This is a genomic window from Methanohalophilus mahii DSM 5219 (assembly GCF_000025865.1).
GTDB classification, from domain to species: Archaea; Halobacteriota; Methanosarcinia; order Methanosarcinales; family Methanosarcinaceae; genus Methanohalophilus; species Methanohalophilus mahii.
Genome location: NC_014002.1, coordinates 1,985,914 through 2,012,424, shown reverse-complemented (window position 1 = coordinate 2,012,424; position 26,511 = coordinate 1,985,914). Strand labels below are relative to the sequence as shown.

Below are 26,511 nucleotides of genomic sequence, written 5' to 3'. Positions count from 1 at the left end.
GGTAAAGACCCCTTTATTTCAACTGCACTATTAAAATTTATAACAATATCTATACTTAGTTTAAGAATGTGTAAAGGAACAAAAAAAGGTAGACCCCTTCGTTTCGCTTGGAAAGTTTATAAAGGAGAGAGACCCTATGATTTCAACTGGAGTGAAGGAAAAAATATGAAATACATATTTTAATATGCTGAAAAAATATAGCAGTGTAAGTAGAGAGGTTTTAGTATATAAAACTTTGTTTTACAAAAATCCCTTTTTTCAAACTAAACTCTGTTTCCAATAGAAACCATGGGGTCCCCCTCCAGGAATTCCCGCAATTGCAAAGTAAATCTGAAAATGAAATATAACTCAAAACGATTATAATTAAAAAGCTCTTCTAGGAAAAAGATTCCCATGTATAGCAATGGTATCGCAAGAGATTCAGTTCTAAAGGAATTATCTCAACAGAAAAACAGGGATAGTGATTACAGGAAAGTTTTGAGTTCCATGTGTACCTATCCACATGAAATAGCATAGCATGCCCATTGCACTTTCATCGAGGCTAATATGGGAGACCCAGGTCTTTTTCAGGGAACATTTGAACTGGAAGAACAGGTCATGGAGATGCTGGGTGCCATGTTACATCTTCCTTATGCCTGTGGTTATATCAGTACAGGAGGCACTGAATCAAATATTCAGGCCGTAAGAGCTATGCGTAATCGTAATAGATCTATTATACATCCTAACATTGTTGTTCCTGATTCAGCTCATTTTTCCTTTGATAAGGTTGGTGACCTTTCAGGTATAGATATACGCAGAGCGACTCTTTCTGATAATTTGCAGGTGGATACGGATGCAGTTAATTCCCTTATAGATACCAATACGGTAGGATTGGTAGGTATAGCCGGTACTACCGAGTTTGGACAGGTAGATCCTCTTGAAACCCTTTCTGACATAGCTATTGAAAATGGTTTACCTTTCCACGTAGATGCGGCTTTCGGCGGCTTTGTACTGCCTTTCCTTAAAAATAAATATAAATTTGATTTTGAAATTGCAGGTGTATCTTCTGTCACAATAGATCCTCACAAAATGGGTCTAAGTACCATTCCTTCAGGAGGATTGCTTTTCCGCCACAGTCTTGATCTTGATAATCTGGCGGTAAAGACACCTTATCTTACTATAAGCAGTCAGTATTCCCTGACAGGTACCCGTAGCGGAGCAGCTGTGGTATCCACCTACGCAGTCATGCGTCATCTTGGAAGAAAAGGTTATGGTACCATCGTACAACGATGTATGGATATGACTGACAGGCTTGTTGCAGGAGCCAGGAATATAGGAATCCAGCCGGTGATAGAACCGGTGATGAATATCGTGGCACTGGATGTGGAGTCACCAACTGAAATCCAAAGCAGACTTTACGAGGATTTTGGGTGGCGCGTTTCTCTTACGAGAAATCCGCAGGCATTAAGATTGGTTATAATGCCTCATCTGGATAATGAGATTATAGATATGTTTCTTGCGAATTTAGATACTGTTGTAAACAGGTCTTAAAATAAAAAAATAAAAGGGTGTTTTGTATCACGGTTGAGGGGATGATCGATGGCACCTAGCCTTGAAACTTGTAAAGGCGTGTGCCCATCGAATCCGTGACTATTTTCTAATAGGTCGACAGGGTATATATTTTAAAACCAAGCGTTGTGAAAGTAATGTACTGGAAGGGAGTACTGATACCCCTGAAGTGGCAATGACTTGAAATCAGTCAACCACATAACCCATGGACTTTAGGTGTGGGAGTATGTCAGTGGAACTAAATAACTAAATAATAGGAACTTTAAAAGGTTCAGTTATGAAAACTTCTTTCAAAATCGGTACTTTAATGGGTATTCCCATATTGATTCATATTTCTTTTCTTATTGTACTGTTTCTCTTTGCATTTGTTTTTTCAAGTGTACCTGAACCCGTTGGGTTTGCAGATGTCCAGCCTGCCATATTAGGTTACGGCCTGTCCCTCATGCTAACGATTCTGCTTTTTACATGTGTACTCTTGCATGAGCTGGGCCATTCATATTTTGCAAAAAAATATGGGGTTGAGATAAATAACATCACTCTTTTCTTGATAGGCGGTGTATCTTCCATGGAAGAGATGCCCCGTGAACCCGCCCAGGAAGCAAAAATGGCTTTTGCAGGACCATTTGTAAGTTTTTTGATTGGAGGTATCCTGTTTGGATTAAATTTAGTGATAGATATGATGGTTGCAGGTTATTCTACCACTATACCTTATCGTCTTGTGTATATCCTTGCTTCCATCAATATTGTGTTGGGGGCATTCAACTTGATTCCTGCCTTCCCCATGGATGGTGGCCGGATCTTGCGTGCATTTTTTGCCCGCCATATGAATTATATACAGGCAACCCGTAACGCAGCGAATGTCGGTAAATTTTTTGCTTTTCTGCTGGCACTTTTGGGTATTCTTTCCAATCCCTGGAATCCCTGGCTTTTGTTGATTGCGGTATTTGTTTATATGGGAGCCTCTGGAGAAGAACGTTCCACTGCTGTTACCCGTACCCTTGAAAATGTCAAGGTAAAGGATGTGATGAGCAGTGATGTTATTTCAGTTTCTCCTGAGATGAACCTGGAAGAGCTCGTACAATTCATGTTTGACCATAAACACATGGGTTATCCCGTAATCCAGCACAATGTTTTAAAAGGCATTGTTACGTTTACGGACGTACATAAGGTAACGCAACTGGACAGGATAAGTACCCTAGTTTCCGATGTGATGACAAGGGATGTGGTTACGATCTCACCTGGCGATAATGCAGCGGAAGCCTTCAAGGTCCTGAACAATAATAACGTGGGCCGCCTTGTGGTAATGGAAGATGGAGAGATCATCGGTATCCTTTCAAGAACAGACCTTATGCATACAATGACACTTCTAAGTGAGTAAAACAGGGATTTTAATGGTCAGTGACCCGTATATTACCGACTCCCGGCAGGACACCATGAGCTATAACTATGAAAGCGCCACCAGCTCTTCAGAAGTTCGGCAACACGATTTTTCAACAGATTCCACTTCTGAAAATGTGGCTCCTGCTCCTTCCAGGATAAGCCTGGTGGGAACGGCCCATGTTTCGGAAAAAAGTATCCGTGAAGTAAAGGAGACAATTCACAACCAGCAACCTGATGTCGTTGCGGTTGAACTGTGCAAGGGTCGCTATGATGCCCTTAAGGGTAAGACCCAAACCTCGGATATATCTGTTAAGGAGCTGCTTGCAGAGGGCAAGGTCTATTTTTTCCTTGTCCATATGCTGCTTGCCCATGTCCAGAAAAGGATAGGGAAGGATATGGGTGTACAGCCAGGCGCTGAAATGTTAGCTGCGATTGAAGCAGCAGAGGAAATAGGGGCTGATGTTGCCCTTGTGGACCGGGATATCCAGGTAACCCTCCAGCGTTTCTGGGGAAAAATGGGTTTGATAGAAAAAACAAAAATGGTAGGAACCCTTATAGCCGCGGCCTTGGGAATTGGAGGCGGAGATGATATCGATATAGATAATATCACCGAACAGGATACAGTTACAGTCCTGATCGAGGAATTACGTCATACATCCCCCAGTGCTGCAGAAGTACTGATTGATGAGAGGGATGCCTACATTGCAGGCAGTCTGGTAAGAACGGCTGCAGGTGGCGGCAAGAACATAGTGGCTGTTGTGGGTGCGGGTCACAGGAGTGGTATCGAGAAATATCTCTCCAACCCCAAAACAATACCTCCGTTATCATCGCTGGTAACCCTTCCCAAAAAGCGTTTTAGTTTGATGAAAGTCTTCGGTATCGCGATCGTAGCCCTGGCACTTGCTACCTTTCTTTTACTGATCCTTTCAGGGACTTCCATTAAACTCCTGTTGATCGCCTTTGGCTGGTGGTTTATCATAAACGGTACCCTGAGTGCCCTGGGAGCAACCATTGCCGGGGGACATCCCTATTCGATAGCAACATCCTTTGGTGTGGCTTGGCTGACTTCCTTGAATCCAATGATGGCAGCCGGCTGGTTTGCAGGTCTTGTGGAGGCAAAACAGCGCCATCCCACGACCGACGATTTCAAAGCTATGATGAATACAGAATCCTTTGCAGAGGCACGTAAGAATAAGTTTTTCAAAGTAGTTCTGGTGGCAGCCCTGGCAAATATCGGAAGTGTGGTCGGTACATTCCTGGGAGCCTGGGTTATGATACAGGTCACAGGAGTGGATCCGCTGGAATTGATACGCAATTCCCTATCGTCTGGATTATCCCTGCTGGGCCTTTAAGAAACATAGAAAACTTAGTTGCGGGAAAACCAGTTCCAGATTTTCCCACTTTCCTCTCTGTCAACATCAGCGATTGTAAACCGGTTTCCGCCTCTTGATGACAATACGGAAATCCTGATTGTGTCCAGGTCACTCATGCGCTGGAAAGGGTTGGAACTTATCTGCATAGTCTGGATATGGTCCCTCAATACGAATACCTGATAGCGATGGATATTCCGGAATCTGAGCGTTAATTGTTCTTCCAGAATAGCAGTTCCTCCTGTATTGTAACGGGAAAGTCCCAATAAGAAGGCAGGGGGCAGGACCAGCAAGGATACCCATCCGTAGGGAACCAGCTGGAGCAATAAAACAATCACAAGAACCGGAACTACTAAACGTATAATGTAGCGTTTCCTTGATCTTAATGGCAGGGGATGCATATCTTCAGGGATACTGTATTCGGGGAACATATTGTCCATGAATTTTGACAGTTGTCTTGCATGCAGCAGGGGATATAATGTAGTCACATAATCCTGTTTTTCAGAGCTGCCTCCGGCAACCTCTGCATAGATGGAACACAGGCTGAAAGGCTGTCGCAACAAACTCTTCTTTACAGACAGGGCCTGAATTCGTTTCATATTCAGGTTGTATTCCTTTTGTTCAATAAGGCCGTAAGATATCCGGATGTCATCTTCCTGGCGTTGTAGGGTGAAATTGGCGTATTGGATTGCAAAGACCAGGGTTGATATGATCCACGAAAGCAGCAATAATCCAAATATTAGTATCAGAAGTAGACTGATATTGACATTGTTCTGGGAAATTACCTGCTCAAGAACAAGCCCTAGATATCTTTCAGGAATATATGGATAAAGCTGGGATAATGCAGCTGCTATAAGAGAAAAAAGCAACATGAACCTTCCTGAAGTGGCTCCTGCCAGAAGCAGGTTCCATAGTGGGACATTGTAAGTATTTACATTGGCGTTCCTGGTTTCTGATTCCTCTGTATGATTTTTGCTGGACCTGTCTGTTGCATGGTTTTCTAAATAGGTCTTTATGTTCTGGCTTTCCTGCAGGGTTATAGCAGTGAGGGACAGTTCTGCTTCTGTACTGCCGGCTGTTTTGACATGTAAACTTGTGATCCCCAGGAGTTTTTGTATAAAATTTGTGATTACATTAACTGTCTGGACTCTTTCCCTCTTGATTGATCTTTCCTTTTTAAACAACAATCCCTTTCTTATGTGCAGGTAGCCGTTTTCATACTGATAGGTGAAAAGATACCATTTTGCTGTAGAATAGGTAAGGGTTGCGATCAAAGCAATAGCAGCCAGAAAAGGAATATCCACACTACTCAATTCATTCCTTGTTGATAATGCAAAGAAGAACACTGGTGGTATTGCATATATTATGCTTTTGACCGTCTCCAGAATAATCATGAATGGATGCTGGCGTTTATATTCAGACATCTTCATCACTTACTCTTGCAAGAGCTGCTATTTCTCCCATGAGCTCTGCAGCTTTTTCCCTTGATAAAGCGGGAATGTAGTGGTCTGTAGCAGCTGTAGAGATCCTTAATGTTGCCAGCCCGAAAAATCTCATCACAGGACCATGTTCAGTATCAACATGCTGAATCCTGACCATGGGAATAAGAGTTCTTCTGATAATGAAAATTCCATTCTGAATGTCGACTTCATTTTCTCTTATTTCATAGCGCCAGAAACGTATCCTGAGTTGGGGTGCAATTATTGCCGACCATAATGTGAATACTGTCACCAGTGCTATGCCTATCCAGCCCCACTCTCGTGGCAAATCCCACGCAGGACCTATCAGAAAAATGTATGCTGCTGGAATTGAAAAGAGGATAATACCTATCAAGAGTCCGCTTACAAACCAAGATTTCAATGCACGCGAATCGATACGCTCAGAGGGTTCATTTTCAAGCATCATTACCGAATCCGAAAAAAGAAAAAAGAGGAACCCGTATCATACGAGGTCATGAAGATTGAATTTGTAGGGGCCAAGGTTTCCGCCGTAGTTGCCTGCAGAAATCTTCTTGATACCCGGAACTTTTACGGATGCCTTTATACCGGCTGACATTGCGCTGGAGATTGCTTCCTCGCTGACACCATTGATAACGATCTCGTAAACTGCTCCCACACCTTCTGGGATCTGGGTATCCTCAATCTGGTCCCTGATGGAGGGGCAGAACTTTTCGTTTGCTGTTGCTTTGAGGAAAGTGTACTTGTTGGCACCTGGTTTGGAGCCGCTGGCCACGATACCACCGGGGAATGGTGTAATGGAGCCTTCTACCTTCTCTATGGCTTCAACTGCTGCTTCTGCAGCATTGAGGGCACTCATCTGGCAGTCTCCGAAAATGAAGAAATTGCCGCCTGCCACACCTTTTACTCCACCCATGGAGTGCTCGGTGATGAAGTCGCCTTCCATCATTGGGATCTTATATGCCTTCCTGCCACCGACTTCGGTTTCGGATTCGGTACCATCTGCGAAGAATTTGAGCTTGAAACCGGTGTCAAACTGTTTTTCAGCATCCGGAAGACCATTGAACATTGCTGTTGTGGGAGCGGTCAATACGCACTGACCCAGTCTTTCCAGGAGCTGTTCTTCCAGGGACTTGTAGCCGAAGGTGCAGATCTGGATGTACACACCAGGTCTTCCGTCGGGGGTTTCATCCGGACTGGCAACCCTTTCGATACCGCCTTCTGCGGGACACATGATGACAGAGGTACCAAAACCTGTAGCTTCCTGTGCAGCTACCCTTGCCCATTTTTCGTTCACGGCTGTGATCAGTACTCTTCCGATCTTTATCGGGAATGCTTCTGCAAAAGTATCTTCGATTTCTACTCCGTTAATTTCCATAATGACACCTGCTCTTTAATTAAGGATACAAGGGAGATACTGTTTGCAGTACAAATAATCTTCGACATTGCTTTTTGTCTCATTCAAGGGTGAGGAATTTTGCGTTGACTGCAACTATAACCGTACTCAGCGACATAAGTACCGCCCCTACAGCCGGGGACAGCAGGATTCCCTGTCCGGCCAGCACCCCTGCTGCAAGGGGGATGGCAATGGCATTGTAACCTGTGGCCCAGAACAGGTTCTGCTTCATCTTCCCGTAGGTTTTTGCCGAGAGGTCCAGGACAGTTATTATATCAAGGGGATTGCTGCGTACCAGCACAATATCCGCTGTTTCCACAGCCACATCCGTTCCTGCCCCTATGGCCACACCCAGGTCTGCGCGGGCCAGGGCTGGTGCATCATTCACACCATCACCTGTCATTGCTACACGCAGTCTGCGCTCCTGGATTTCCTTGATCTTCCCTTCTTTTTCCTGTGGGAGCACTTCGGCAAAGTATTCGTCAAGGCCTATGTTTTCCGCTACCCAGCGGGCTACATTATCATTATCCCCTGTAAGCATCATACAACGTATGCCCCGCTCTTTAAGGGTTGCAATAGCCTGTTTTGATTCAGGACGTATAATGTCTGCAAGGGCTATGGCACCAATTAGCCTATCCTCCTCAACCACGAAAACAACAGTTTTACCCTGAGCTGTTAACCCCTCGGTTTCAGCTGCGTCAGGTTCTAACCTCTGGTCAGCTATATAGGATCCACTTGCAACTGTGATTTGCTTACCTTTAACTGTAGCAAAGGCGCCCTTACCCGGGATACTGTTAAAATTCTCAATAGGATATTTTTCCTTTGCCGATTCCACAATACCCCGGGCTATGGAATGTTCCGATTCGGCTTCTACCGAAGCAGCCAGTTTCAGGATTTCTTCTTCTGATACATTCTCAAAGGCAATTATATCGGTGACCCCGAACTTTCCTTCAGTCAGGGTGCCGGTCTTGTCAAAAACCACCGCATCTACCTCATGTGCCTTTTCAAACGCTGCCCTGTCCTTGATAAGCAGCCCGTTGTTGGCAGCCAATGCAGAGGATACTGCAATCACAAGGGGAATTGCCAGGCCAAGGGCATGGGGACATGTGATTACCATTACGGTAACCGCTCTTTCCAGGGAAAAGGCAAAATCGTAACCAGCCAGGTTAGCCCAGGCAAACAATGTTATCGCACCTGCACTTAAGGCTATGATGGTCAGCCACAGGGCAGCCCGGTTGGCCAGGTCCTGTGCACGGGAGCGACTTTCCCGGGCCTGTTTTACAAGTTCAATTACCTGGGAGAGGAAGGAATCGGAACCGGTTTTTTCGATTATGATCTCCAGGGAGCCTTCCCCGTTGATGGAACCACCGATAACCTCATCATCCTTTTCTTTGGATACCGGAGTGGTTTCCCCGGAAAGCATTGCTTCATTGACCGAGGATTGTCCCTTCACGATACTACCGTCTGCGGGGATCTTTTCTCCGGGTTTGACCAGTAATCTGTCCCCCTTTTGCAAATCCCTGAGGGCTACATCCTCTACCTCACCATCTTTTCCCAGACGGTGAGCTTTTGAGGGCATGAGTTTTGCCAGTTCCTCAAGAGCCATGGAGGCTCCCATTACAGATCTCATCTCGATCCAGTGGCCCAGGAGCATGATGTCGATAAGGGTTGCCAGTTCCCAGAAAAAGAACTTGCCTGCCAGCCCGAATACCACCAGGCTGCTGTATATGTAGGCCACGCTGATGGCAACGGCAATCAATGTCATCATGCCGGGCTGGCGGGATCTGAGTTCACTGACCAGCCCTGTGAGGAAGGGTTTGCCACCATAGAAGAAGATCAGTGTGGAAAAGGCAAAAAGCAGATAAGAGGCACCTTCAATTGTCGGTAGGCTCACTCCTATACTTTCCAATGCCTGTCTGATTATCGGTGACAAAAATAGGATTGGTATTGTAAGAACCAGTGATACGAAAAAACGTTTCTTAAAATCTTCCAGCATCATTGCATGATGCGAATGTCCATTATTTTCTCCATGTTCCATTTTATTCCTCCTCAAGTCTTTCCCCGCAACGTTTACAGTAGTCAGCATCCAGATCATGTCCCTGAAAGGCACAACCCGGACATTTTTTTGAAAACATATTTCCTTTCGTCTGTTTTACGATTTTTGTTTTATCATCCTCACTGGAAACCCGGATTATCGATTGTGTGATTATCCCTGTAGGTATAGCGATGATAGAATAACCGATTATCATTACCAGTGAAGCGATGGTCTTTCCCAGAAATGTTGTGGGTACAATATCCCCATAACCTACCGTTGTTATGGTAACGATTGCCCAGAAAATACTCTGGGGAATACTGGTGAACTGGGGATTGGAACTTTCAACCACATACATAACAGAACCCAGAATCACGACCAGATTCAAAACCGTGAACAGGAAAACTATGATTTTGCGCTGACTCTCCCGCAGTGCCCTTATCAGCAGATCGGCTTCAGAGAGGTACTGCACGAGTTTAAGTACCCTGAATATCCGCAACAGTCTCAGTATACGTATAACAAGGAGATATTGACCGCCGGGCAGGATTACTGTCAGGTAGGTAGGCAGTACTGCCAGTAAATCTATCACACCAAAAAAGCTGGTCGCATATCTTTTTTTGTCCCTGACACAAATAAGTCGCAGGATATATTCGATGGTGAACAGAATGGTGAAATCCCATTCCAGCATGTAGAGGCTATGGTGGTGAACAGATGCTATGGAATGCACGCTGTCCAGCATTACAATGACAACACTTCCCAGGATAGCAAATATAAGTGCTATATCGAAGGCCTTTCCAGGAGGTGTATCTGCCCCGAAGATTATATCGTACAGGTCTCTTCTCCAGCCTGCATGAGAGGGCCTGTTCTCATATGGGTTGTATTTTTTCATGGCTAACCTCCGGACATTCCTCTCCCTAATTTCTCATGTGTTTCCCGCTGGTTATAATTTACTCTGTTGCAAGCCGAACATTTATTAACGATCAGCCAGATATGAGATACGTCTCAATTTTGAGATGGAGTATTTCGCATGCATCTAATTCCAGCACTGAAAGAACTGGGCCTTCTGGGCGGGCTGAATAATCCGGTTAAACTATCCTCAGCTGAGTTTGCCGAATACATGGCGACCAGCTCCAAGACTTCGGCTAGGATTCTCAAATCCCTGGAAGATGAAGGTTATATTGAGAGGCGTATTGTGCCTGGTGGACAGGAAGTGGCGCTGTTGGAAAAGGGTCGGCAATTGCTGAAAAAGGAATACGAGGATTACAGGCATATATTCACCGAAACCGTTGAAAAAAAGTCGATTCAGCTGCGGGGGTCTATTGTAAGCGGGCTTGGTGAAGGTCACTACTATATCGGCCAGGAAGGCTATCAGAGGCAATTCGGGGACAAACTCGGTTTTGCTCCTTACCCCGGAACTCTCAATGTGCATCTTGATGACCTTAGCCTGAAGTTCAGGGATAAGCTTGCAGAAAGTGCTGTGATCCCGATCTCCGGTTTCACAAATGGGGAGCGTACTTTCGGTGCATGTCATTGTTTCTGTGTGAAAGTTGAGGGGTTTGAGGCAGCAGTTGTGGTTCCCGACAGGACCCATTATCCGGCTGATCTGCTGGAGATAATCTCCCCTGTTAAATTGCGTGATGAGCTTGATTTGAAGGACGGAGATGAGGTTGAGGTTACCGTTGATTATTGATTGGAGGCATTTAGTATGGACAATTTAAAAATTTCAGATCCCGAAGTGAAAAAGGGTGTTGAGGCAGTTGAGCGGGGAGAAATGGTATTTATATTTGATTCGGACAGCCGGGAAGGCGAGACGGATTTTGTTATTGCGGCCTCAGCTATTACTCCTGATGATGTGCGCTGGATGCGTCGCGATGGGGGGGGGCTGATCTGTACTGCCCTGGCCGATGAGGTCTGTACGACGTTGGGTCTGCCTTTCATGGCAGATTTGCTGGCAGAAGGGGCAGGCAGATGGCCTGCAATTGGTAATACCGTGGAGCAGGCCGGTGATCTGGCATATGATAGTCGTTCCTCATTTTCCATCTGGGTCAATCACAGGAACACCCGTACCGGTATCCCGGATAACGACCGGGCCCTGACCATCAACAAACTGGCTGAAATCTCTGAAAAAGGTAGGAACGGTGAAGCCGTTGTATTTGGAGACGAGTTCCGGGCTCCGGGGCATGTTGCATTGCTACGGGCAGCTGAAGGGCTTGTGGAAAACCGCCGGGGCCAGACCGAGCTTTCGGTTGCTCTTGCAGAGATGGCCGGTATAACCCCTGTCATGGTAGTCTGTGAAATGCTGGATGATACCAACGGCAAAGCCCTTTCAAAAGAAGACGCAAAAACTTATGCCCAGTTGCATGGATGTGTTTTCATGGAAGGTGCCCAGATCACAAAAGCCTATACCGAATGGGCGGCCCGGCAGAAAAAGTGATATAGGGAAAGTTCCTATTAGGACCAATCCCCGTGGGACCGTAGGGTAGCCTGGTCCATCCTGCAAGGCTGGGGGTCTTGCGACTGGAGTTCAAATCTCCGCGGTCCCACCATACATTAGTTCTTTTTTCAAATATTAAATAATTCTATTTTCTTTATATTAATCCTTTATAAAATTCCAACCCACATAGGGAGGATGTTAAATTAACAAAGATTAATATGAGTAATATGTAATGGTAGATCTGTGGATTTATTTTGTATGTTGATTTTATGGACAAATAAATAAAAGTATTATAAAAGTTACAAATAAATGATAAGTTTTCAAAGATGTGAAGGTTCCGGAAGATTGACTTGTAAATATGGTTATTAATAAGAACTCAACTATTGTTCCCTCGAAATTACAAAGTAAAAGAAGAATCATATCCTTTTATTTTCTATATCTTCTGTGTTTTTAGAGGTAGAAAAATTGTCCAAGTAAGGTGTTTGCATGAAATTCAAAATTGTGATAGGTGTTCTGGGTACTTTACTATGGCTTCTTGGATTATTGATGCTCATACCCCTTTTTGTAGGTATGTATTATGGTGAATCCCCTCAGACATTCGCTATAGCTTTTACGATAACAACGATGGCAGGCACTATATTTGCTTTCAGGATAGAGCCTTCAAAAGAAGACTGGGACCTTAAGGAAGGCTTCATGATCGTTGCCTTTGGATGGCTGGCAGCAGCAATGTTCGGTGCAATACCCTTTATTCTTGAAGGAATGACCCCGATCAATGCTTTTTTTGAATCCATGTCCGGCTTTACTACAACCGGAGCTACGGTGATGGTGGATATTGAGAGCCATAGTAGAGGCCTTTTATTCTGGAGGTCTATGACCCAGTGGCTTGGTGGAATGGGTATAATTATGCTGTTTATAGCCATACTGCCCAAATTGGGTATTGCAGGCCGGCAAATGTTCAGGGCTGAAGTGCCCGGCCCCCAGGAGGACAAATTACGTCCTCGCATTAGAGAGACCGCAAAAATCCTCTGGATGGTATATGTAGCTATTTCAGTTGTGGAATGTGTAGCACTCTATCTTGCTGGTCTAAACCTGTATGATGCTGTAACTCATACTTTTACTACCATGGCATGTGGTGGTTTTTCACCTTACGCAGATAGTATAGCTGCTTTTAATAGTCCGGTTGTGGAAGGTATAATTTGTTTCTTTATGTTCGTTGCAGGTGCAAATTTTGCACTGCATTACAGAATGTTCTATGTGGATAAAAACAGTCTTGTAAGAGATGACGAATTCAAATTTTATACATTGATTGTTGCAATTGCAACTTTAAGTCTTACCCTTCTTCTTTTCAAAGACCATATCTATGGTCTGGATACGTCTTTCAGGTATTCTGTATTTCAGGTACTATCTATTTTAACAACTACCGGGTATGCAACTGTTGATTTTAACCAATGGGCAGATTCAGGCAGGATGCTTTTATTTATAGTGATGTTTTTTGGCGGATGTGCCGGCTCAACCGGGGGCGGAATTAAGATAGTGCGTACCCTTCTTCTTTTAAGGTATGCAAACAGGGAGCTTTTCAAGGCAATTCACCCCAAAGCTGTGCGTATTATTCGTTTCAATGGAAAAGCAGTACCTGATGATGTAATGCAATCTATTATATCGTTTGTTATAATTTATTTTATCCTTTTTTTCATAAGTTCGGGTTTGCTTTCGATGATGGGAATGGATGTGTTCAGTTCACTGAGTGCATCCATAGCAACGCTGGGTAATATTGGACCGGCTTTCAATCTTTTTGGACCGATGGCAAATTATAACTTGTTACCTTTTTTGGGTAAATTACTGCTTGTGTTGAATATGTGGATTGGCAGATTGGAAGTATTTACAGTGATGGTAATGCTAACTTCTGCTTTCTGGAAAAAATGAAATATTAATAAATCTTATTTCAGTTGATCATGGATGATGTGGTGATGGCCTATTGAACCTGTAATTGTTGCAAGAAATTTACACAAAACATTCGGAAAATTTGTGGCTGTTGATGATGTAAGCTTTGAGGTAAACAAAGGTGAACTGTTCGGTTTTCTGGGACCCAACGGAGCCGGCAAGACTACTGCAATGCGTATAATACAATGTGTATCTCCTCCCACCAGAGGCAGTCTCAAAGTTTTCGATATGGATGTAACACGTGACCAGCGTAAAATTAAAAATTTAATGGGAGTTGTACCTCAGGAAAACAATCTGGACATCGATTTTTCCGTTTACAAGAATCTCTATGTCTATTCCCGATATTTTGATATACCCAAAAGAAAAGCTGAAAAAACGATTAATGAATTGCTGGATTTTGTGCAGCTCAATGAAAAAAGGGATACTATGACCGATCTTCTCTCCGGTGGTATGAAACGGCGCCTTATTCTTGCCAGGGCGCTTGTGAATGAACCCCGGTTACTGATCCTGGATGAACCCACAGTGGGCCTGGACCCCCAGTCCAGGCATGTGATGTGGGAAAAACTGCGCAGTCTAAAAAGACAGGGAGTTACCATTGTAATGACTACCCACTATCTGGAAGAGGCCGCCCAGCTGTGTGACAGGCTGGTTATAATGGATTATGGCAATATTCTTGTGGAAGGCAGTCCGTCATCGATTATAAAGGAGTATATCGGTACGGATATAGTAGAAGCTGAAAATACCCCTGAAGTAATAGCCTGTCTTGAGGGCAGCAATGCATGGTATGAACAGGCAGGGGATATGGTCCAGATATATACCAATGATCCTCACGGCATTACTGAGCATCTTTTTAATGAATGCAGGCTGGGTAAGATTACCGCCAGGGCTGCAACACTGGAGGATGTGTTCCTTAAACTTACAGGGAGGAAGTTGCGGGAATGATGTCGTATTTTGCCCTGCCGGATATTACCCCGCGTGTCCTGAAAGTCTGGATGCGCAACAGGGATGTGTTCATGACCACTTTGACAGTGAACTTCCTCCCACCCCTTGTGGAACCCATCCTGTACCTGTTTGCCCTGGGATTTGGACTGGGCAATTATATCAATGAAATCGAAGGTGTACCCTATACAAAGTTCATTGCCCCCGCACTGATATCGGTTTCCATGATGTTTGCCGGGTTTTATGAATGTACCTTTGGCTCCTATGTGCGAATGTATTACCAGAAAACCTTTGATGCCATTATTGCAACTCCCCTGAACATAGATGAAGTCATAGCCGGGGAACTGCTCTGGGGAGCAACGCGGGGTGTGATCAATGCCAGTATCATCCTGCCCATCCTGACAATTTTTGGTCTGGCTGTCTATCCGCATTCCCTGCTGGTAATCCCTTTTGCCTTTCTTGCAGGATTGATGTTTTCCTGTATTGCCATGTGCTTTACGGCAATCACTCCCAATATCAATTCCCTGACCTACCCTTCTATCCTGCTGATTACACCCATGTTCCTGTTCAGCGGTACCTTTTTCCCGCTATCCCTGCTCCCGGAGACGGTACAAACCATCGCTCTGGCAATCCTGCCGCTGGCACATATAGTGATTGTTGTCAGGTCACTGATGAGCGGTATAATAGAGGCTTCCCTGCTGTTGAACATTGCCTGGATGCTTGGAGCAACCCTGCTGGTTTTCCTGCTGTCAATAAACCTTATGAAAAAGAGGCTTATAGTGTAATAGACCAAGAATTACACATTTGCCGGATAGATTACCAATGAGCAAGATTACACCTGCGATGCAACAGTATTATGCTGCCAAGGAGCAACATCCCGATTCCCTGATATTCTTCCGTATGGGGGATTTCTATGAATCCTTCGGGGAGGATGCAAAGACCATCGCACAGGAACTTGACATAACTCTCACCACCCGGGGTAAGGGAAAGGACGGGGAAAAAATGCCCCTGGCTGGAATTCCCTATCATGCGGTGGATAATTACCTGCCCAGACTGGTCAGGAAAGGCTACAAGGTCGCGGTATGTGAACAGCTTGAAGACCCCAAAAACGCGAAAGGGGTTGTCAAACGGGGAGTGGTGCGTGTGGTCACCCCCGGGACAGTTATCGATTCCTCCATGCTTTCTGATCCATCAAACAACTACCTGATGGCGATTGCCGGCAGGGATAAGGATTTTGGCGTGGCTTTTTTGGATGTATCCACAGGAGAATTCCTGACTACCCAGATCAACGATCAACCTCCCTTTGACGGGATTGCGGGAGAGGTGGCACGAATGCGGCCTGCAGAATGTATTGTCCTTCCCCAATTAATGGAAAATGAGGAATTACAAAGCAGGTTGGCAGAGTTGAAACTCTCCACAACTGAATTTGATGCTGCTTCCACGGACCCGGCCTATGCGGACAGACATCTATGCGAGCATCTGGGTGTCTCCACCCTGGAAGGTATGGGTTGTGCCGGGCTTCCCTTTGCAAAAATGGCAGCCAGCTGTGCCCTGGAATATGCCCTGGAAACCCAGATGCGTGAATTAAATCATGTTCAGTTCCTCCATACCTATTCCTCCTCCGAATTCATGATACTGGATTCAATTACGCTGCGTAATCTGGAGGTTGTGAAAAATGTCAGGGGAGAGGGAAGGGATACAACTATTCTCCAGGTACTGGATGAGACCAAAACGCCAATGGGCAGCCGTCTGCTTCAGAAATGGATCCTCAAACCCCTGCTTAATGTCTCCCATATAAATAAGCGGCTGGATGCCGTGGAAGAATTGTCCGATAACACCCTGTTGAGATTTGATGTGCGCTCCCATCTTTCCTATGTAAAGGATGTGGAGAGACTTGTGGGCAGGGTGGTTTATGGCAACTCCAATGCCAGGGACCTTGTAGCCCTCAAAAAATCCCTCCAGGCGATACCATCGCTGCTAGAAACCCTGGAGGGGGAACATAAGGCAATGCTTGCCCGGATAGTGCAGGGAATGAAGGATTTCAGGGAAATAGATACTCTCACTGACCTGATCGAGCGGGCTATCGTGGAGGAGCCTCCTCTGTCCGTGCGGGAGGGCGGGCTGATCAAACCCGGCTATAGTGAGGAACTGGATGAACTGAAGGAAATTTCCAGTAATGCCAAATCCTGGATTGCCTCATTCCAGCAGAAGGAGAGGGACAGGACCGGGATCAAATCCCTCAAGGTAGGCTACAACAAGGTGATAGGTTATTATCTGGAGGTTACCAAGCCCAATATTTCCCAGGTGCCTGATGATTACATCCGCAAACAGACAATGACCAATGCCGAGCGTTTCTACACCCCACAGCTCAAGGACTGGGAAGGCAAAATCCTGTCTGCAGATGAGAAAAGGGTGGCACTGGAATATGAACTGTTCAATGAAGTTATATCGGTGGTAGCAAATCATTCGAAACAGTTGCAGGAGATGGCAGTCCTGCTGGGAGAGCTGGACGTGTTGGCTTCCCTTGCAGAGGTTGCGGTGAACAATAATTATGTGCGTCCTTCCATTACCGATGACTGCAGGATACTGATACGCCAAGGCAGGCATCCTGTTGTGGAAAATTCGGTAGATGGAGGATTCATTCCCAATGACGTGGAAATGGATTGTTCTGATGAGCAGTTCCTTCTGATCACGGGCCCCAATATGGCTGGTAAATCCACCTATATGAGACAGGTTGCCCTGATAGTCATAATGGCCCAGGCGGGATCCTTTGTACCCGCTTCCCATGCATCGGTGGGTATAGTGGACAGGATATTCACCCGGGTGGGGGCCTTTGATGACCTGGCAAGCGGGCAGAGTACCTTCATGGTGGAGATGGTGGAACTTGCCAATATCCTGAATAATTCCACTGCGAAAAGCCTGGTGCTTCTGGATGAGATCGGCAGGGGGACCAGTACCTATGATGGTTACAGTATAGCCAAGGCCGTTGTGGAGTATATCCATAACAAGGGTCGCCAGGGAGTACGTTCCCTTTTTGCTACCCATTATCACCAGCTGACCGAAATTGCCGAATCGCTCAAGAGGGTTAAGAATTATCATATAGCGGTCAAGGAGGACGGGGATGATCTGGTATTTTTGCGCAAGATCGTGCCCGGTGCAACTGACAAAAGTTACGGTATCCATGTGGCCAGGCTTGCAGGTGTTCCTCATAAGGTGACCAAAAGGGCGCAGTCGATCCTGGAAGATATTGAAAGTGAGAGTGTGATCAGCAGGGAAAGTGAAGGTTCCAGAAAACGCAGGAGTGGTGCCAAATATACCCAGCTTTTGCTGGTAGATCCGGAAAAAGGTGATGAGAAAGATTTTGATCCGGTTGCAGAGGAAATAAGGGACCTGGATCTCAATAACCTCACTCCAATGGAAGCCCTGAACAGACTGCATGCTATACAGCAAAAACTGAAGGAGAGTTGATTATGGAAAAGCCGGAGCATATCCATTTACTTGATGAGGCCACAATCAACCAGATCGCTGCAGGAGAGGTTATAGAAAGACCTGCCTCCGTTGTCAAGGAGTTGATAGATAATTCCCTGGATGCAGGAGCATCGGATATTCGAGTGGAAATAGAGGGGGCTGGATCAAAAAGCATCACCGTGATAGATGACGGCAGCGGGATAGGGCGGGAGGAAGCCCCGCTGGCCTTTACCAAGCATTCCACAAGCAAGATCGAAAGCAAGGATGACCTGCACAGGATAATTACCCTGGGTTTCAGGGGAGAAGCACTCTCCTCTATTGCGGCGGTTTCCAGAGTAGAACTTATCAGCAGAACCGCGGATTGCCTTTCGGCTGTAAGAATTGGGGTGGAAGGAGGTCTGGTTGGGGAGGCAACAGAGACCGGATCTTCGGTGGGCACACGTGTAGAGGTACAGGACCTATTCTATAATACACCGGCCCGGCGCAAGTATCTCAAGAGCAAAAGGACCGAACTTTCCCATATAACTGATACCGTGACCCGCCAGGCGCTTGGTAACCCCGGGGTTGCCTTTACTTTGCTAAATGAAGGCAAGGTGGTGCTGCGTTGCGGCAAAGGTGAGCTATTCGACAGGATGGTACAGGTGCTGGGAGCAGATGTTGCAAGACAGCTGATACCTCTGGAATACAAGGATGACCTGCTATCCCTCTGGGGATATATTTCGAAACCGGGATATTATCGCAGCAATCGGGAGATGAATTATTTTTTCGTTAATGGAAGGAATATATCGTCTCCTGCTATCAGTAATGCCGTGAGGCTTGGATACTATACCATGCTGCCCAAAGGTCGCTATCCTGCCGCGGTACTTAATGTGAGGATCAATCTGGAGGAGGTGGATGTCAATGTCCATCCGGCAAAGCGCTATGTAAGGCTGAGCAGGGAAAATGAAATAATGGATGGTATCACTGCGGCTGTTGAGCAGGCCCTGAAACAGGAAAAACTGGTACCCGAGGTAAAACCGTCCCGCACCACGACCATGCAGTCATCCCTGGCATCTCCTGAAAAACCAAATTCAAAGGAACCCATATCTTCTGAATCTCCTGTTATAAGGGAGAATACCCCAAATTACAGTGCCCCTCCAAGAGATACCCAGCGCAGGCTCAAAAGCTCAGAAAGGGCCTTTGCAGAAGAAAAAGCCCACCCTGAAAGGGTGGGATCGGGGGTGTCAGATGCACGTATCCTGGGGCAGGTCAATGACCTCTATATAGTGGCTGAGACCGATGAGGGACTTCTCTTGATAGACCAGCATGCTGCACATGAACGGATAATGTATGAACAGCTATCCAGGAGAGTAAAACACGACTGGCAGGAACTGATCTCTCCTGTGACAGTTGATCTGACCACAAGGGAAAAAGTGTTACTGGAAGAATACATACCCTATCTGGAAAACCTGGGATTTTCCCTGTCAGAATTCGGTACACAGACCTATGTGATAACAACCGTTCCCACTGTGATGGGGAAGATAGAGGACCCTTCAGTTGTGCATGATTTACTGGCTGATCTCTTTGAGCAGGGAAGGGTAAAGGAGAAGAAGGGTATGGAAGACATGTTATGCAAGACAATGGCCTGCAGGAGTGCCATTAAGGCAGGAGCGCCCTGTAATATGGAACAGATGCAAAACCTGCTGGACCAGCTTGAAAAGACCGAGAATCCCTATACATGTCCCCACGGCAGACCCACAATGATAACCCTGGGCAAAGCAGAACTGGATAAGCTGTTCAAACGTACAGGTGTGTGACGCTAATTTTATAACTTTACAGACGGAGTAAATGACAATGATCGATCCTGTGAATAAATCCAAAATTCCCGATGAGTGGCTTGAAAAGGCGGCCATGCCACGTGAGGAACTCGTGGAGGGTATAAAGAACGGAAGGCTCGTAGTTTTAAGTGACGGTTCAGTTCTCAAGAGAGGCTATACCACAGGGACAACCGCGGCTGCGGCGGCCAAAGCAGCTGTGCTTTCCCTGCAAGAGCAGGTCAAGACCGTTTCCATCCCTACTCCTGTGGGTCTGCGTGCATATATTGATGTAAAGGAAACGGACAGGGGTTATGCGATGGTGACCAAGGTCAATAATGACCATGAGTCCGATATTACCCGGGGGCTTGAGTTTGTAGGGAATGCCCGTGAAGCAGATTCAATTATAATTAATGCTGGTGAGGGTATAGGCACGGTAACACGTGGAGGCCTGCAGGCTAAAAAAGGCTACCCTGCCATCAATCCCAAACCCATGGAACAGATAAAGCTGGCTGTTTTTGAAGCTGTTGAACAACTGGGTCTTAAGGGTGCGGAAGTGGAAATATCCCTGCCCAGAGGAGAGGAAATTGCCCGTCAGACCCTAAATTCCACCATCGGTGTGGAGGAAGGCATTTCCATTCTGGGTACCACGGGTTTTGTAGAACCCTGGAATGACCATCTAGGCGAAATGAAAGGAGATCTGATCCGGTGTTCCGATAAAGTTGTCCTTACAACCGGCCGTATAGGTATTCGTTATTCCACAATGCTGTTTCCCGATTACACGGTTGTACTTGCAGGCAGCCGTATTTCCGAAGCACTCGAGGCTGCCACAGGAGATGTCATTATCTGTGGTCTGCCCGGGCTTATCATCAAATGGGGTGACCCGGATGTACTTGAGGGCACGGGTTTTGCTACGGTTGCCGAAATGGTGGAGATGGAACCTGAAGGACAGCACCTGCGCAGGGCCTTTGAAAAAACCGTGGAAAAGGCAAAGGGTGCCCGTATTGTGATCGTTGAGCGTGACGGTACTGTGCTTATGGATAGCGGGGAAAAAAAATGATAGTTGTGGGGGTGGGAGTGGGGCCCGGAATGCTCACAGAACAGGCAATCGAGGCAATCGAAAATGCAGCTGAAGTTTATGGTTCTCCCCGGTCCCTTGAGCTCGCTGGTCCCTATATAATGGGAGAGGCAAAGAAGATAAAGGATTACAAGAACCTGCATCTGCTGGGCGAAGATGCGGTAGTGCTTTCCACCGGGGATCCCATGTTTTCGGGTTTGGGCAAGTTTGCCGGGGAAGTGGACAGCATAATTCCAGGTATATCCTCGATGCAGGTTGCCTGTGCCAGGACGAAAACTAGTATGAACGGGCTGGCGGTGATAACGGCTCATGGCAGGAATCCCCATCCTGCAAGAGAGGCTTTTGTTGCTGAAATCAAACTGGGGAAGAATGTCCTCCTGCTTCCTGCAGACACTTTCGGGTCCGTGGAAGTTGCTAAAATCCTGGAAGAGATGGGAGTGCAGGCCAGGATATACGTCTGTGAACAACTGGGTTATCCTGAGGAAAGTATAATTGAGGGCACAGTTGACAATCCTCCGGTGGCACAATCGGCTCTTCACTGTCTGCTGGTTGTCAGATAATAATCCAGCAATTTTGTTTTATTTTCATTGTTTAAAAAATTTAACCAACTGGTAGGCCTTTGTTTTGTATTATAATCAAGTTTGGTTTATTAAACAACAAGATATTTATACAATAAATTCTCTATGGAATCTATCAACTAACATGTTGTTTAGTTAAGTTTACTTGTGAAATGTTGCAATCAGGAGTGATATAGTATGCATATATTCGAAGGATTTCTGCCATCCCCATGGTGGCAATTGTGGTTTGTATTCTCTATTCCGGTTATAATGTTTGGTATGTACCGTCTCAACAAACTTGTCTCTGAAAGACGTGATCTCCTGCCGTTACTGGCGGTGGCAGGTGCGTTCATATTTGTCCTGTCTTCCCTGAAATTACCCTCTGTAACGGGTAGTTCGTCGCATCCCACGGGAACAGGAATGGCCGCCATACTGTTTGGCCCCGCAGTCACAGCGGTAATGGGTGTGATCGTACTGTTGTATCAGGCCCTATTCCTGGCACATGGCGGATTGACAACCCTGGGTGCAAATGTGGCTTCGATGGGTATCGTAGGACCTGTAATTGCATATGCCATATATAAAGCAGGTATGAAAGCCAATCTTAATTTCTATGTAGTTGTCTTCATTGCAGCCGCTTTTGCGGATTGGGCTACCTATGTATTAACATCGGCGCAACTTGCCCTGGCATTCCCGTCGCAAGCCGGCGGATTTTTGGGGTCCTTCCAGGCCTTTGCAGCAGTATTTGCTACCACTCAGGTGCCACTGGCTATTATGGAAGGGGCTCTGACGGCATTAATCTTCAAATATATTATTCAGGTCAAAGGGGATGCCCTTGTGGAGCTGAAAGTAGTCTCACAGGAGACGATTAACAAGATAAGGGGGACTCCCGCATGAAGATTGGTAAGGGTGAGATCATATTTGCTGTGATCGCTGTACTCTTTGTGGCATCCTTCTTCTACGGGATGGCTGCAAACCCGGGTTCTGAGTTCGGGGGTGCAGACGGTGCTGCCGAAGGCGTAATCACTGATGTAACGGGTGGTTATGAGCCCTGGGTCGATAACATGGGATTCGAGCCTCCAGGTGGGGAAACCGAAAGCCTTTTGTTTGCACTGCAGGCAGCTATTGGTGCAGTTATTATAGGATACTTCTTTGGTTACTATAAGGGTAAAGGTCGCTCTGACTGATTTACCTTTTACCTCCTTTCCTTTTTTTTGACGACATATATTAATACCTAAAAATCAATTTTGCGCACTACAATTCACATACGGAAATCTTTATTATGACCAAGATGCTTGATGATTATGCACTGCTCAGCCCCCTGCGTTATACTAATAACTGGCTGAAAATAGGGGTGGTTGGCTTTGGAATTCTTATGGGTATATCTTCTGAATATCCTCTTGTGCCTTTTTCTATAGCCATCTGTATGTCGCTGGCAACGCTTATTTTTGGCAGGGTCCCTCCGAGATTCTACCTGAAGCTCCTGATGGGACCTGCATTTTTCGTTGTGCTAAGTGTAATCATCATTGCCTTCTTTTTTGGCAGTGGTCCTGAACTTTTTGGTTTCAATGTGCTGGGCTATCATCTGGGTGTGAATACCGGTGGATTGTCAATGGCTTTCCTCGTATTTTCCAGGACCCTGGGAGGAATGTCCTGTCTGTTCTTCCTGGCGCTGACAACTCCCATGGTGGAGCTTTTCTCAGTTCTGAAAAAGACACGCCTTCCTGATTCTTTCATCGAACTGTCAATGATGATGTACAGGTACATCTTTGTGTTTCTGGATGTCGCCTGGTGTATCAAGCATGCCCAGACAGTAAGGCTGGGTTACCATGATCTGAGGACATCCCTGCACTCCATGGCCATGCTCTGTTCGACTCTTTTTTTGAGGTCCTGGGAGCAGGGAGAAAAAACGTTTGTGGCAATGAATTCCCGCTGTTATGACGGGAAAATGATGATTTTTGAAGAAAAAAGACCTGTGAATTTTTCAGAAGTTGCATTGAGTCTGATTTACATGGTTGCAATCGTGGGGGTATGGTATGTTTCTAATGGTATACTGGAGGCTAGTTTATGGTAATACTTGAAACACGCGGACTGAAATATTCCTATCCTGACGGGACTGCAGCTGTTAAAGGTGTAGACATAAAGTTAAAGAAGGGCAAAAGGATTGCTTTTGTAGGAAAAAACGGCTCGGGTAAATCTACCTTATTTTTGTTACTCAACGGTACCCTCAAGCCTGCTGAAGGTAAGATATTTTATGATGGCAGGGAACTGGTTTACAACCAGGCTTCCCTGAGGGAAATAAGAAAGAACGTTGGTATTGTTTTCCAGAATTCCGATGATCAGGTATTTGCACCCACTGTCTATCAGGATGTGGCGTTTGGGCCGGTCAATCTTGGCTACAGCAAGGCAGAAATTGAAAAGAAGGTAAACGGTACGCTTGAATATTTCGGCCTGAGTGGACTTAAGGATAAACCTCCACATCATTTGAGTGGCGGCCAGAAAAAGAGGGTTGCCATAGCCGGGATTGTGGCTATGGATCCCCAGGCTATCATACTGGATGAGCCATTGGCAAGCCTGGATCCGGTAGGTGCTGATGAACTTCTGGATGTCCTCCATGAACTCAATCATATGGGTACCAGTCTGATCATTTCCACCCATGATGTTGATCTGGCCTACAGCTGGGCGGATTATGTTTTTTTCATGGTTGACGGGGAGGTTATCGGGGAAGGCACTCCGGATGAGGTATTCCAGGATGATGAACTGCTGCGACAGGCCAACCTGAAACGGCCGGTGACCTTTGATATCTATAAAGAAATCGAAAGACGCGGCCTTGCCCATGGCAACAGGCAGCCCAGGACTGTGCCGGAAATTGTGGAGACCCTCAAGCCACCGGAATTGATGTGGGTGGAAGTGCCTCCGGAAACCCGGGAAGGCGACATATTGAACCTGGGTGTACTGCATGGCGAATATGCGCTGCATTGTCCCTATGAAGCGGTCAATGCCCGTGTTCTGCATATCCATGAAGGTAACTGGGCGATCGTGGAACTTACCAGGCATGGTATAAAAGCCGGGGGTATCCTGATCTACGATATGGATAGGTTCGATCCGGCTGATTTTGATGATTTCCTGGAAAAAGAGAATATTGATATTGTGGGTGCCATGGGTAAAAAGAGCAAACTTATGGCTGAGAAAAATTCGCTATGTGTCGATATATCAACCGGGGTTATCGATCGCACCATCCTGATGGCTCTGTGCGGCAAAAGGTGTATGATAATAACAAGCGGGGGTATGATTCCCCATTCAATGAAAAGGATCAATGAATATATTGACAGAAGTGGCATAGCCCTGAATGTTACGGTCCTGAATGGGAATTGATATGGGATAATGCCTTTGTAGAAAAAGGAATATATTGTCATTGGGATTGGTGTGTTTTCTGAAAGGGAACCTGATAAGGGGCGTTTATCTAAAGAAGAAGTATATTCAGACCTTGATGAGAAATGCAGCCGAATCTTTGTGAAAGATATAATGAAGACCCGGCCTGTTACCATAAAGGGAGACGACTCTGTGGAAAGGGTACTTGAAGTATTTAATGAAAACCAGTTCCATACGTATCCTGTGGTGGAGAAAAATGGTAATTTTCTGGGTATAATTGATCAGAATATTATCCTGCAGTTATTACTTACCCATCGCGCTCCCAGGCTTGATCATACCCATCTTATGGCAGTGAAATCCCTTAGTGAATCTGCCAGGGGAATTATGATCCCTCATCCTGTCACCATACCACCTGAGATGGATCTATGTGAAGTAGCAGAAATAATGATAAAACACAAGGTGGAGCGTTTCTGTGTGGTTGATAACGATAAACTGGCGGGCATAATATGCAAACCGGATGTTATAAAGGCAATCTACAGTTTAAGGGGCTAACAGATGGAGTTTTTATTCCAGATCCTCATTATTTTGCTATCTGCCAGATTGTTGTCCGAGGTCTCTGAACGAGTCGGGATGCCGGGTATACTCGGGGAAGTCCTTGCGGGTTTATTACTTGGTCTGGTTATTGTGCAGGAAACCGAGACGATTGCTTCTGTGGCGGAGCTGGGGGCAATTTTTCTGCTGTTTACTGCCGGTTATAAGGAAGTGCATATTGAGGATTTGAAAGCATCCTCAAAAAAGGCAATTGTGGCCACCCTTTTCCAGATAGCTGCTGCTTTTATTGCCGGTTTTGCACTGGGCAGGTTTTTTGGTTTTGGTTTTGTGGAAAGCCTCTTTCTGGCCGTGGCTTTCAGTCCTACCAGTATAGGAGTTGTGGTCAAGACATTGCTTGATATGGGTTATCTTTCCAGCAAACCCGGCTCCATGATGCTGACCTCAGCTATTTTTGATGACATAATAGGTATTTTCCTTCTGTCTGTAGTTGTCACAATGGGAAAGTACAGTGAATTCCCTTCGATTTTGCAGTTTTTGATGCTTGCAGGTAAGCTTGTGTTCTTCATTGCTGTAATGGTAATACTTGGCTATAAGGTATTTCCGTATCTCTTTGGTTACGTACAGAAAATGCATGCTAAAGAATCGATATTTGCTGCTGTGGTGCTGGTTGCCCTTTTCTCTGCCTACTTTGCAGATATCCTGGGTCTGGATGCTGTAATCGGGGCATTTATCGGAGGGGTCCTGCTTTCCAATATACCGATTGCTAAGATAGAGGATGTCCAGAGTAAGGTTTCCGGATTGGCATATGGTATTCTTGTACCTATCTTCTTTGCACATATTGGCATGTCAGTGGATGTGGGGGCATTGAGTACCCTTGGCTCTTTCACCATTCTGGTTGTGGTCTTAGCGTTACTGAGTAAATTCGTAGGGGGTTTTGTGGGTGCCAAAGCTATTGGTTTTGATTCCCATGAAAGTTTCATATTCGGCTCCGGGGTTATGCCCAGGGCAGGTGTTGAACTTGTGGTGATTTCCATTGGCAGGGAGATGGGAATAATCGGGGATGAGATTTTTTCAGCTGTGGTCCTTATGGTTGCAGTCTCACTGTTTGTTTCGCCCATTGTGCTTAAATTTGCCATACAGAAGGATAAGGAGCATAAGAATTCTGCTTCAGGCTGAGCTTTGCCTGGAAGTTTGTGA

The 26,511-nt window shown here is 45.8% G+C and carries 22 protein-coding genes, 1 tRNA gene and 1 pseudogene; 19 read left to right on the top strand and 5 right to left on the bottom strand.

The window, feature by feature from the left end; translation table 11 throughout:
* Positions 1 to 531: 531 nt before the first annotated feature.
* The 3 genes and pseudogenes from mfnA to MMAH_RS10175 all read left to right on the top strand — a co-directional run.
* A pseudogene (gene mfnA / locus MMAH_RS10185) lies at positions 532 to 1,530 on the top strand (tyrosine decarboxylase MfnA); the annotation flags it as partial.
* Between the two features lie 295 nt (positions 1,531 to 1,825).
* On the top strand, positions 1,826 to 2,926 hold the full coding sequence (locus MMAH_RS10180; protein WP_013038466.1) for a CBS domain-containing protein: 1,101 nt from the start codon (positions 1,826 to 1,828) through the stop codon (positions 2,924 to 2,926).
* Positions 2,927 to 2,939: 13 nt separating this feature from the next.
* Positions 2,940 to 4,280, top strand: coding sequence for a TraB/GumN family protein (locus MMAH_RS10175; RefSeq protein WP_013038465.1), 1,341 nt, complete (start codon positions 2,940 to 2,942; stop codon positions 4,278 to 4,280).
* A 14-nt stretch (positions 4,281 to 4,294) separates the two neighbouring features.
* Here MMAH_RS10175 and MMAH_RS10170 read toward each other — a convergent pair whose 3' ends face one another.
* The 5 genes from MMAH_RS10170 to MMAH_RS10150 all read right to left on the bottom strand — a co-directional run bounded on the left by MMAH_RS10170 (position 4,295) and on the right by MMAH_RS10150 (position 10,072).
* Positions 4,295 to 5,728, bottom strand: a complete 1,434-nt coding sequence (locus MMAH_RS10170) for a PH domain-containing protein (protein WP_013038464.1) — start codon at positions 5,726 to 5,728, stop codon at positions 4,295 to 4,297.
* Positions 5,715 to 6,203 carry a PH domain-containing protein gene (locus tag MMAH_RS10165; protein ID WP_013038463.1) on the bottom strand — a complete coding sequence of 163 codons (489 nt, stop codon included), beginning with the start codon at positions 6,201 to 6,203 and terminating at the stop codon, positions 5,715 to 5,717. The genes MMAH_RS10170 and MMAH_RS10165 overlap by 14 nt, the downstream gene beginning before the upstream one ends.
* 36 nt (positions 6,204 to 6,239) lie before the next feature.
* Complete coding sequence (gene fhcD / locus MMAH_RS10160; RefSeq protein WP_013038462.1) at positions 6,240 to 7,133, bottom strand: formylmethanofuran--tetrahydromethanopterin N-formyltransferase; 894 nt, start codon at positions 7,131 to 7,133, stop codon at positions 6,240 to 6,242.
* Positions 7,134 to 7,212: 79 nt separating this feature from the next.
* The gene (locus MMAH_RS10155) at positions 7,213 to 9,189 is read right to left on the bottom strand and encodes a copper-translocating P-type ATPase (protein WP_013038461.1); all 1,977 of its coding nucleotides are present in this window, start codon (positions 9,187 to 9,189) and stop codon (positions 7,213 to 7,215) included.
* A gap of 1 nt (position 9,190) precedes the next feature.
* Positions 9,191 to 10,072, bottom strand: a complete 882-nt coding sequence (locus tag MMAH_RS10150) for an ion transporter (RefSeq protein ID WP_013038460.1) — start codon at positions 10,070 to 10,072, stop codon at positions 9,191 to 9,193.
* Between the two features lie 138 nt (positions 10,073 to 10,210).
* On the opposite strand from MMAH_RS10150, the gene MMAH_RS10145 reads away from it, so the two are divergent.
* From MMAH_RS10145 to MMAH_RS10070, 16 genes are all read left to right on the top strand, one after another.
* Positions 10,211 to 10,873, top strand: coding sequence for a winged helix-turn-helix domain-containing protein/riboflavin kinase (locus MMAH_RS10145; protein ID WP_013038459.1), 663 nt, complete (start codon positions 10,211 to 10,213; stop codon positions 10,871 to 10,873).
* 15 nt (positions 10,874 to 10,888) lie between these two features.
* Positions 10,889 to 11,617, top strand: a complete 729-nt coding sequence (gene ribB, locus MMAH_RS10140) for a 3,4-dihydroxy-2-butanone-4-phosphate synthase (RefSeq protein ID WP_013038458.1) — start codon at positions 10,889 to 10,891, stop codon at positions 11,615 to 11,617.
* Between the two features lie 34 nt (positions 11,618 to 11,651).
* Positions 11,652 to 11,729: transfer RNA gene (locus tag MMAH_RS10135), tRNA-Pro, on the top strand.
* 374 nt (positions 11,730 to 12,103) lie between these two features.
* Positions 12,104 to 13,540: a TrkH family potassium uptake protein gene (locus MMAH_RS10130; protein ID WP_013038457.1), complete on the top strand. Its 1,437-nt coding sequence runs from the start codon at positions 12,104 to 12,106 to the stop codon at positions 13,538 to 13,540.
* Positions 13,541 to 13,642: 102 nt separating this feature from the next.
* A complete protein-coding gene (locus tag MMAH_RS10125) occupies positions 13,643 to 14,500 on the top strand; it encodes an ABC transporter ATP-binding protein (RefSeq protein ID WP_013038456.1) in 858 nt (285 codons plus the stop codon).
* Positions 14,497 to 15,282, top strand: coding sequence for an ABC transporter permease (locus MMAH_RS10120; protein WP_013038455.1), 786 nt, complete (start codon positions 14,497 to 14,499; stop codon positions 15,280 to 15,282). The genes MMAH_RS10125 and MMAH_RS10120 overlap by 4 nt, the downstream gene beginning before the upstream one ends.
* Positions 15,283 to 15,319: 37 nt before the next feature.
* Positions 15,320 to 17,965, top strand: a complete 2,646-nt coding sequence (mutS, locus tag MMAH_RS10115; protein ID WP_013038454.1) for a DNA mismatch repair protein MutS — start codon at positions 15,320 to 15,322, stop codon at positions 17,963 to 17,965.
* 2 nt (positions 17,966 to 17,967) lie between these two features.
* Positions 17,968 to 19,761, top strand: a complete 1,794-nt coding sequence (gene mutL / locus MMAH_RS10110) for a DNA mismatch repair endonuclease MutL (protein WP_013038453.1) — start codon at positions 17,968 to 17,970, stop codon at positions 19,759 to 19,761.
* A gap of 37 nt (positions 19,762 to 19,798) precedes the next feature.
* Positions 19,799 to 20,818: a cobalt-precorrin-5B (C(1))-methyltransferase gene (locus MMAH_RS10105; RefSeq protein ID WP_013038452.1), complete on the top strand. Its 1,020-nt coding sequence runs from the start codon at positions 19,799 to 19,801 to the stop codon at positions 20,816 to 20,818.
* Positions 20,815 to 21,396 carry a cobalt-precorrin-7 (C(5))-methyltransferase gene (locus tag MMAH_RS10100; RefSeq protein WP_013038451.1) on the top strand — a complete coding sequence of 194 codons (582 nt, stop codon included), beginning with the start codon at positions 20,815 to 20,817 and terminating at the stop codon, positions 21,394 to 21,396. Before MMAH_RS10105 ends, MMAH_RS10100 begins: the two co-directional genes overlap by 4 nt.
* 195 nt (positions 21,397 to 21,591) lie before the next feature.
* A complete protein-coding gene (locus tag MMAH_RS10095) occupies positions 21,592 to 22,287 on the top strand; it encodes an energy-coupling factor ABC transporter permease (protein WP_013038450.1) in 696 nt (231 codons plus the stop codon).
* Positions 22,284 to 22,577 (top strand): energy-coupling factor ABC transporter substrate-binding protein, encoded by a 294-nt coding sequence (locus tag MMAH_RS10090; RefSeq protein ID WP_013038449.1) that lies wholly within the window; start codon positions 22,284 to 22,286, stop codon positions 22,575 to 22,577. The genes MMAH_RS10095 and MMAH_RS10090 overlap by 4 nt, the downstream gene beginning before the upstream one ends.
* Positions 22,578 to 22,672: 95 nt before the next feature.
* Complete coding sequence (gene cbiQ / locus MMAH_RS10085) at positions 22,673 to 23,464, top strand: cobalt ECF transporter T component CbiQ (RefSeq protein ID WP_013038448.1); 792 nt, start codon at positions 22,673 to 22,675, stop codon at positions 23,462 to 23,464.
* A complete protein-coding gene (locus MMAH_RS10080) occupies positions 23,458 to 24,765 on the top strand; it encodes an energy-coupling factor ABC transporter ATP-binding protein (protein ID WP_013038447.1) in 1,308 nt (435 codons plus the stop codon). The genes cbiQ and MMAH_RS10080 overlap by 7 nt, the downstream gene beginning before the upstream one ends.
* Positions 24,766 to 24,816: 51 nt before the next feature.
* On the top strand, positions 24,817 to 25,314 hold the full coding sequence (locus MMAH_RS10075; protein WP_013038446.1) for a CBS domain-containing protein: 498 nt from the start codon (positions 24,817 to 24,819) through the stop codon (positions 25,312 to 25,314).
* Between the two features lie 3 nt (positions 25,315 to 25,317).
* Positions 25,318 to 26,490: a cation:proton antiporter gene (locus tag MMAH_RS10070; protein ID WP_013038445.1), complete on the top strand. Its 1,173-nt coding sequence runs from the start codon at positions 25,318 to 25,320 to the stop codon at positions 26,488 to 26,490.
* The last annotated feature ends 21 nt before the right edge of the window (positions 26,491 to 26,511 follow it).

Excerpts from the sequence above, each read along its gene's own strand:
- MMAH_RS10180 (WP_013038466.1), top strand. The coding sequence starts at position 1,826 with ATGAAAACTTCTTTCAAAATCGGTACTTTAATGGGTATTCCCATATTG.
- MMAH_RS10175 (WP_013038465.1), top strand. The coding sequence starts at position 2,940 with ATGGTCAGTGACCCGTATATTACCGACTCCCGGCAGGACACCATGAGC.
- MMAH_RS10170 (WP_013038464.1), bottom strand. The coding sequence starts at position 5,728 with ATGAAGATGTCTGAATATAAACGCCAGCATCCATTCATGATTATTCTG.
- MMAH_RS10165 (WP_013038463.1), bottom strand. The coding sequence starts at position 6,203 with ATGATGCTTGAAAATGAACCCTCTGAGCGTATCGATTCGCGTGCATTG.
- fhcD (WP_013038462.1), bottom strand. The coding sequence starts at position 7,133 with ATGGAAATTAACGGAGTAGAAATCGAAGATACTTTTGCAGAAGCATTC.
- MMAH_RS10155 (WP_013038461.1), bottom strand. The coding sequence starts at position 9,189 with ATGGAACATGGAGAAAATAATGGACATTCGCATCATGCAATGATGCTG.
- MMAH_RS10150 (WP_013038460.1), bottom strand. The coding sequence starts at position 10,072 with ATGAAAAAATACAACCCATATGAGAACAGGCCCTCTCATGCAGGCTGG.
- MMAH_RS10145 (WP_013038459.1), top strand. The coding sequence starts at position 10,211 with ATGCATCTAATTCCAGCACTGAAAGAACTGGGCCTTCTGGGCGGGCTG.
- ribB (WP_013038458.1), top strand. The coding sequence starts at position 10,889 with ATGGACAATTTAAAAATTTCAGATCCCGAAGTGAAAAAGGGTGTTGAG.
- MMAH_RS10130 (WP_013038457.1), top strand. The coding sequence starts at position 12,104 with ATGAAATTCAAAATTGTGATAGGTGTTCTGGGTACTTTACTATGGCTT.
- MMAH_RS10120 (WP_013038455.1), top strand. The coding sequence starts at position 14,497 with ATGATGTCGTATTTTGCCCTGCCGGATATTACCCCGCGTGTCCTGAAA.
- mutS (WP_013038454.1), top strand. The coding sequence starts at position 15,320 with ATGAGCAAGATTACACCTGCGATGCAACAGTATTATGCTGCCAAGGAG.
- mutL (WP_013038453.1), top strand. The coding sequence starts at position 17,968 with ATGGAAAAGCCGGAGCATATCCATTTACTTGATGAGGCCACAATCAAC.
- MMAH_RS10105 (WP_013038452.1), top strand. The coding sequence starts at position 19,799 with ATGATCGATCCTGTGAATAAATCCAAAATTCCCGATGAGTGGCTTGAA.
- MMAH_RS10100 (WP_013038451.1), top strand. The coding sequence starts at position 20,815 with ATGATAGTTGTGGGGGTGGGAGTGGGGCCCGGAATGCTCACAGAACAG.
- MMAH_RS10095 (WP_013038450.1), top strand. The coding sequence starts at position 21,592 with ATGCATATATTCGAAGGATTTCTGCCATCCCCATGGTGGCAATTGTGG.
- MMAH_RS10090 (WP_013038449.1), top strand. The coding sequence starts at position 22,284 with ATGAAGATTGGTAAGGGTGAGATCATATTTGCTGTGATCGCTGTACTC.
- cbiQ (WP_013038448.1), top strand. The coding sequence starts at position 22,673 with ATGACCAAGATGCTTGATGATTATGCACTGCTCAGCCCCCTGCGTTAT.
- MMAH_RS10080 (WP_013038447.1), top strand. The coding sequence starts at position 23,458 with ATGGTAATACTTGAAACACGCGGACTGAAATATTCCTATCCTGACGGG.
- MMAH_RS10070 (WP_013038445.1), top strand. The coding sequence starts at position 25,318 with ATGGAGTTTTTATTCCAGATCCTCATTATTTTGCTATCTGCCAGATTG.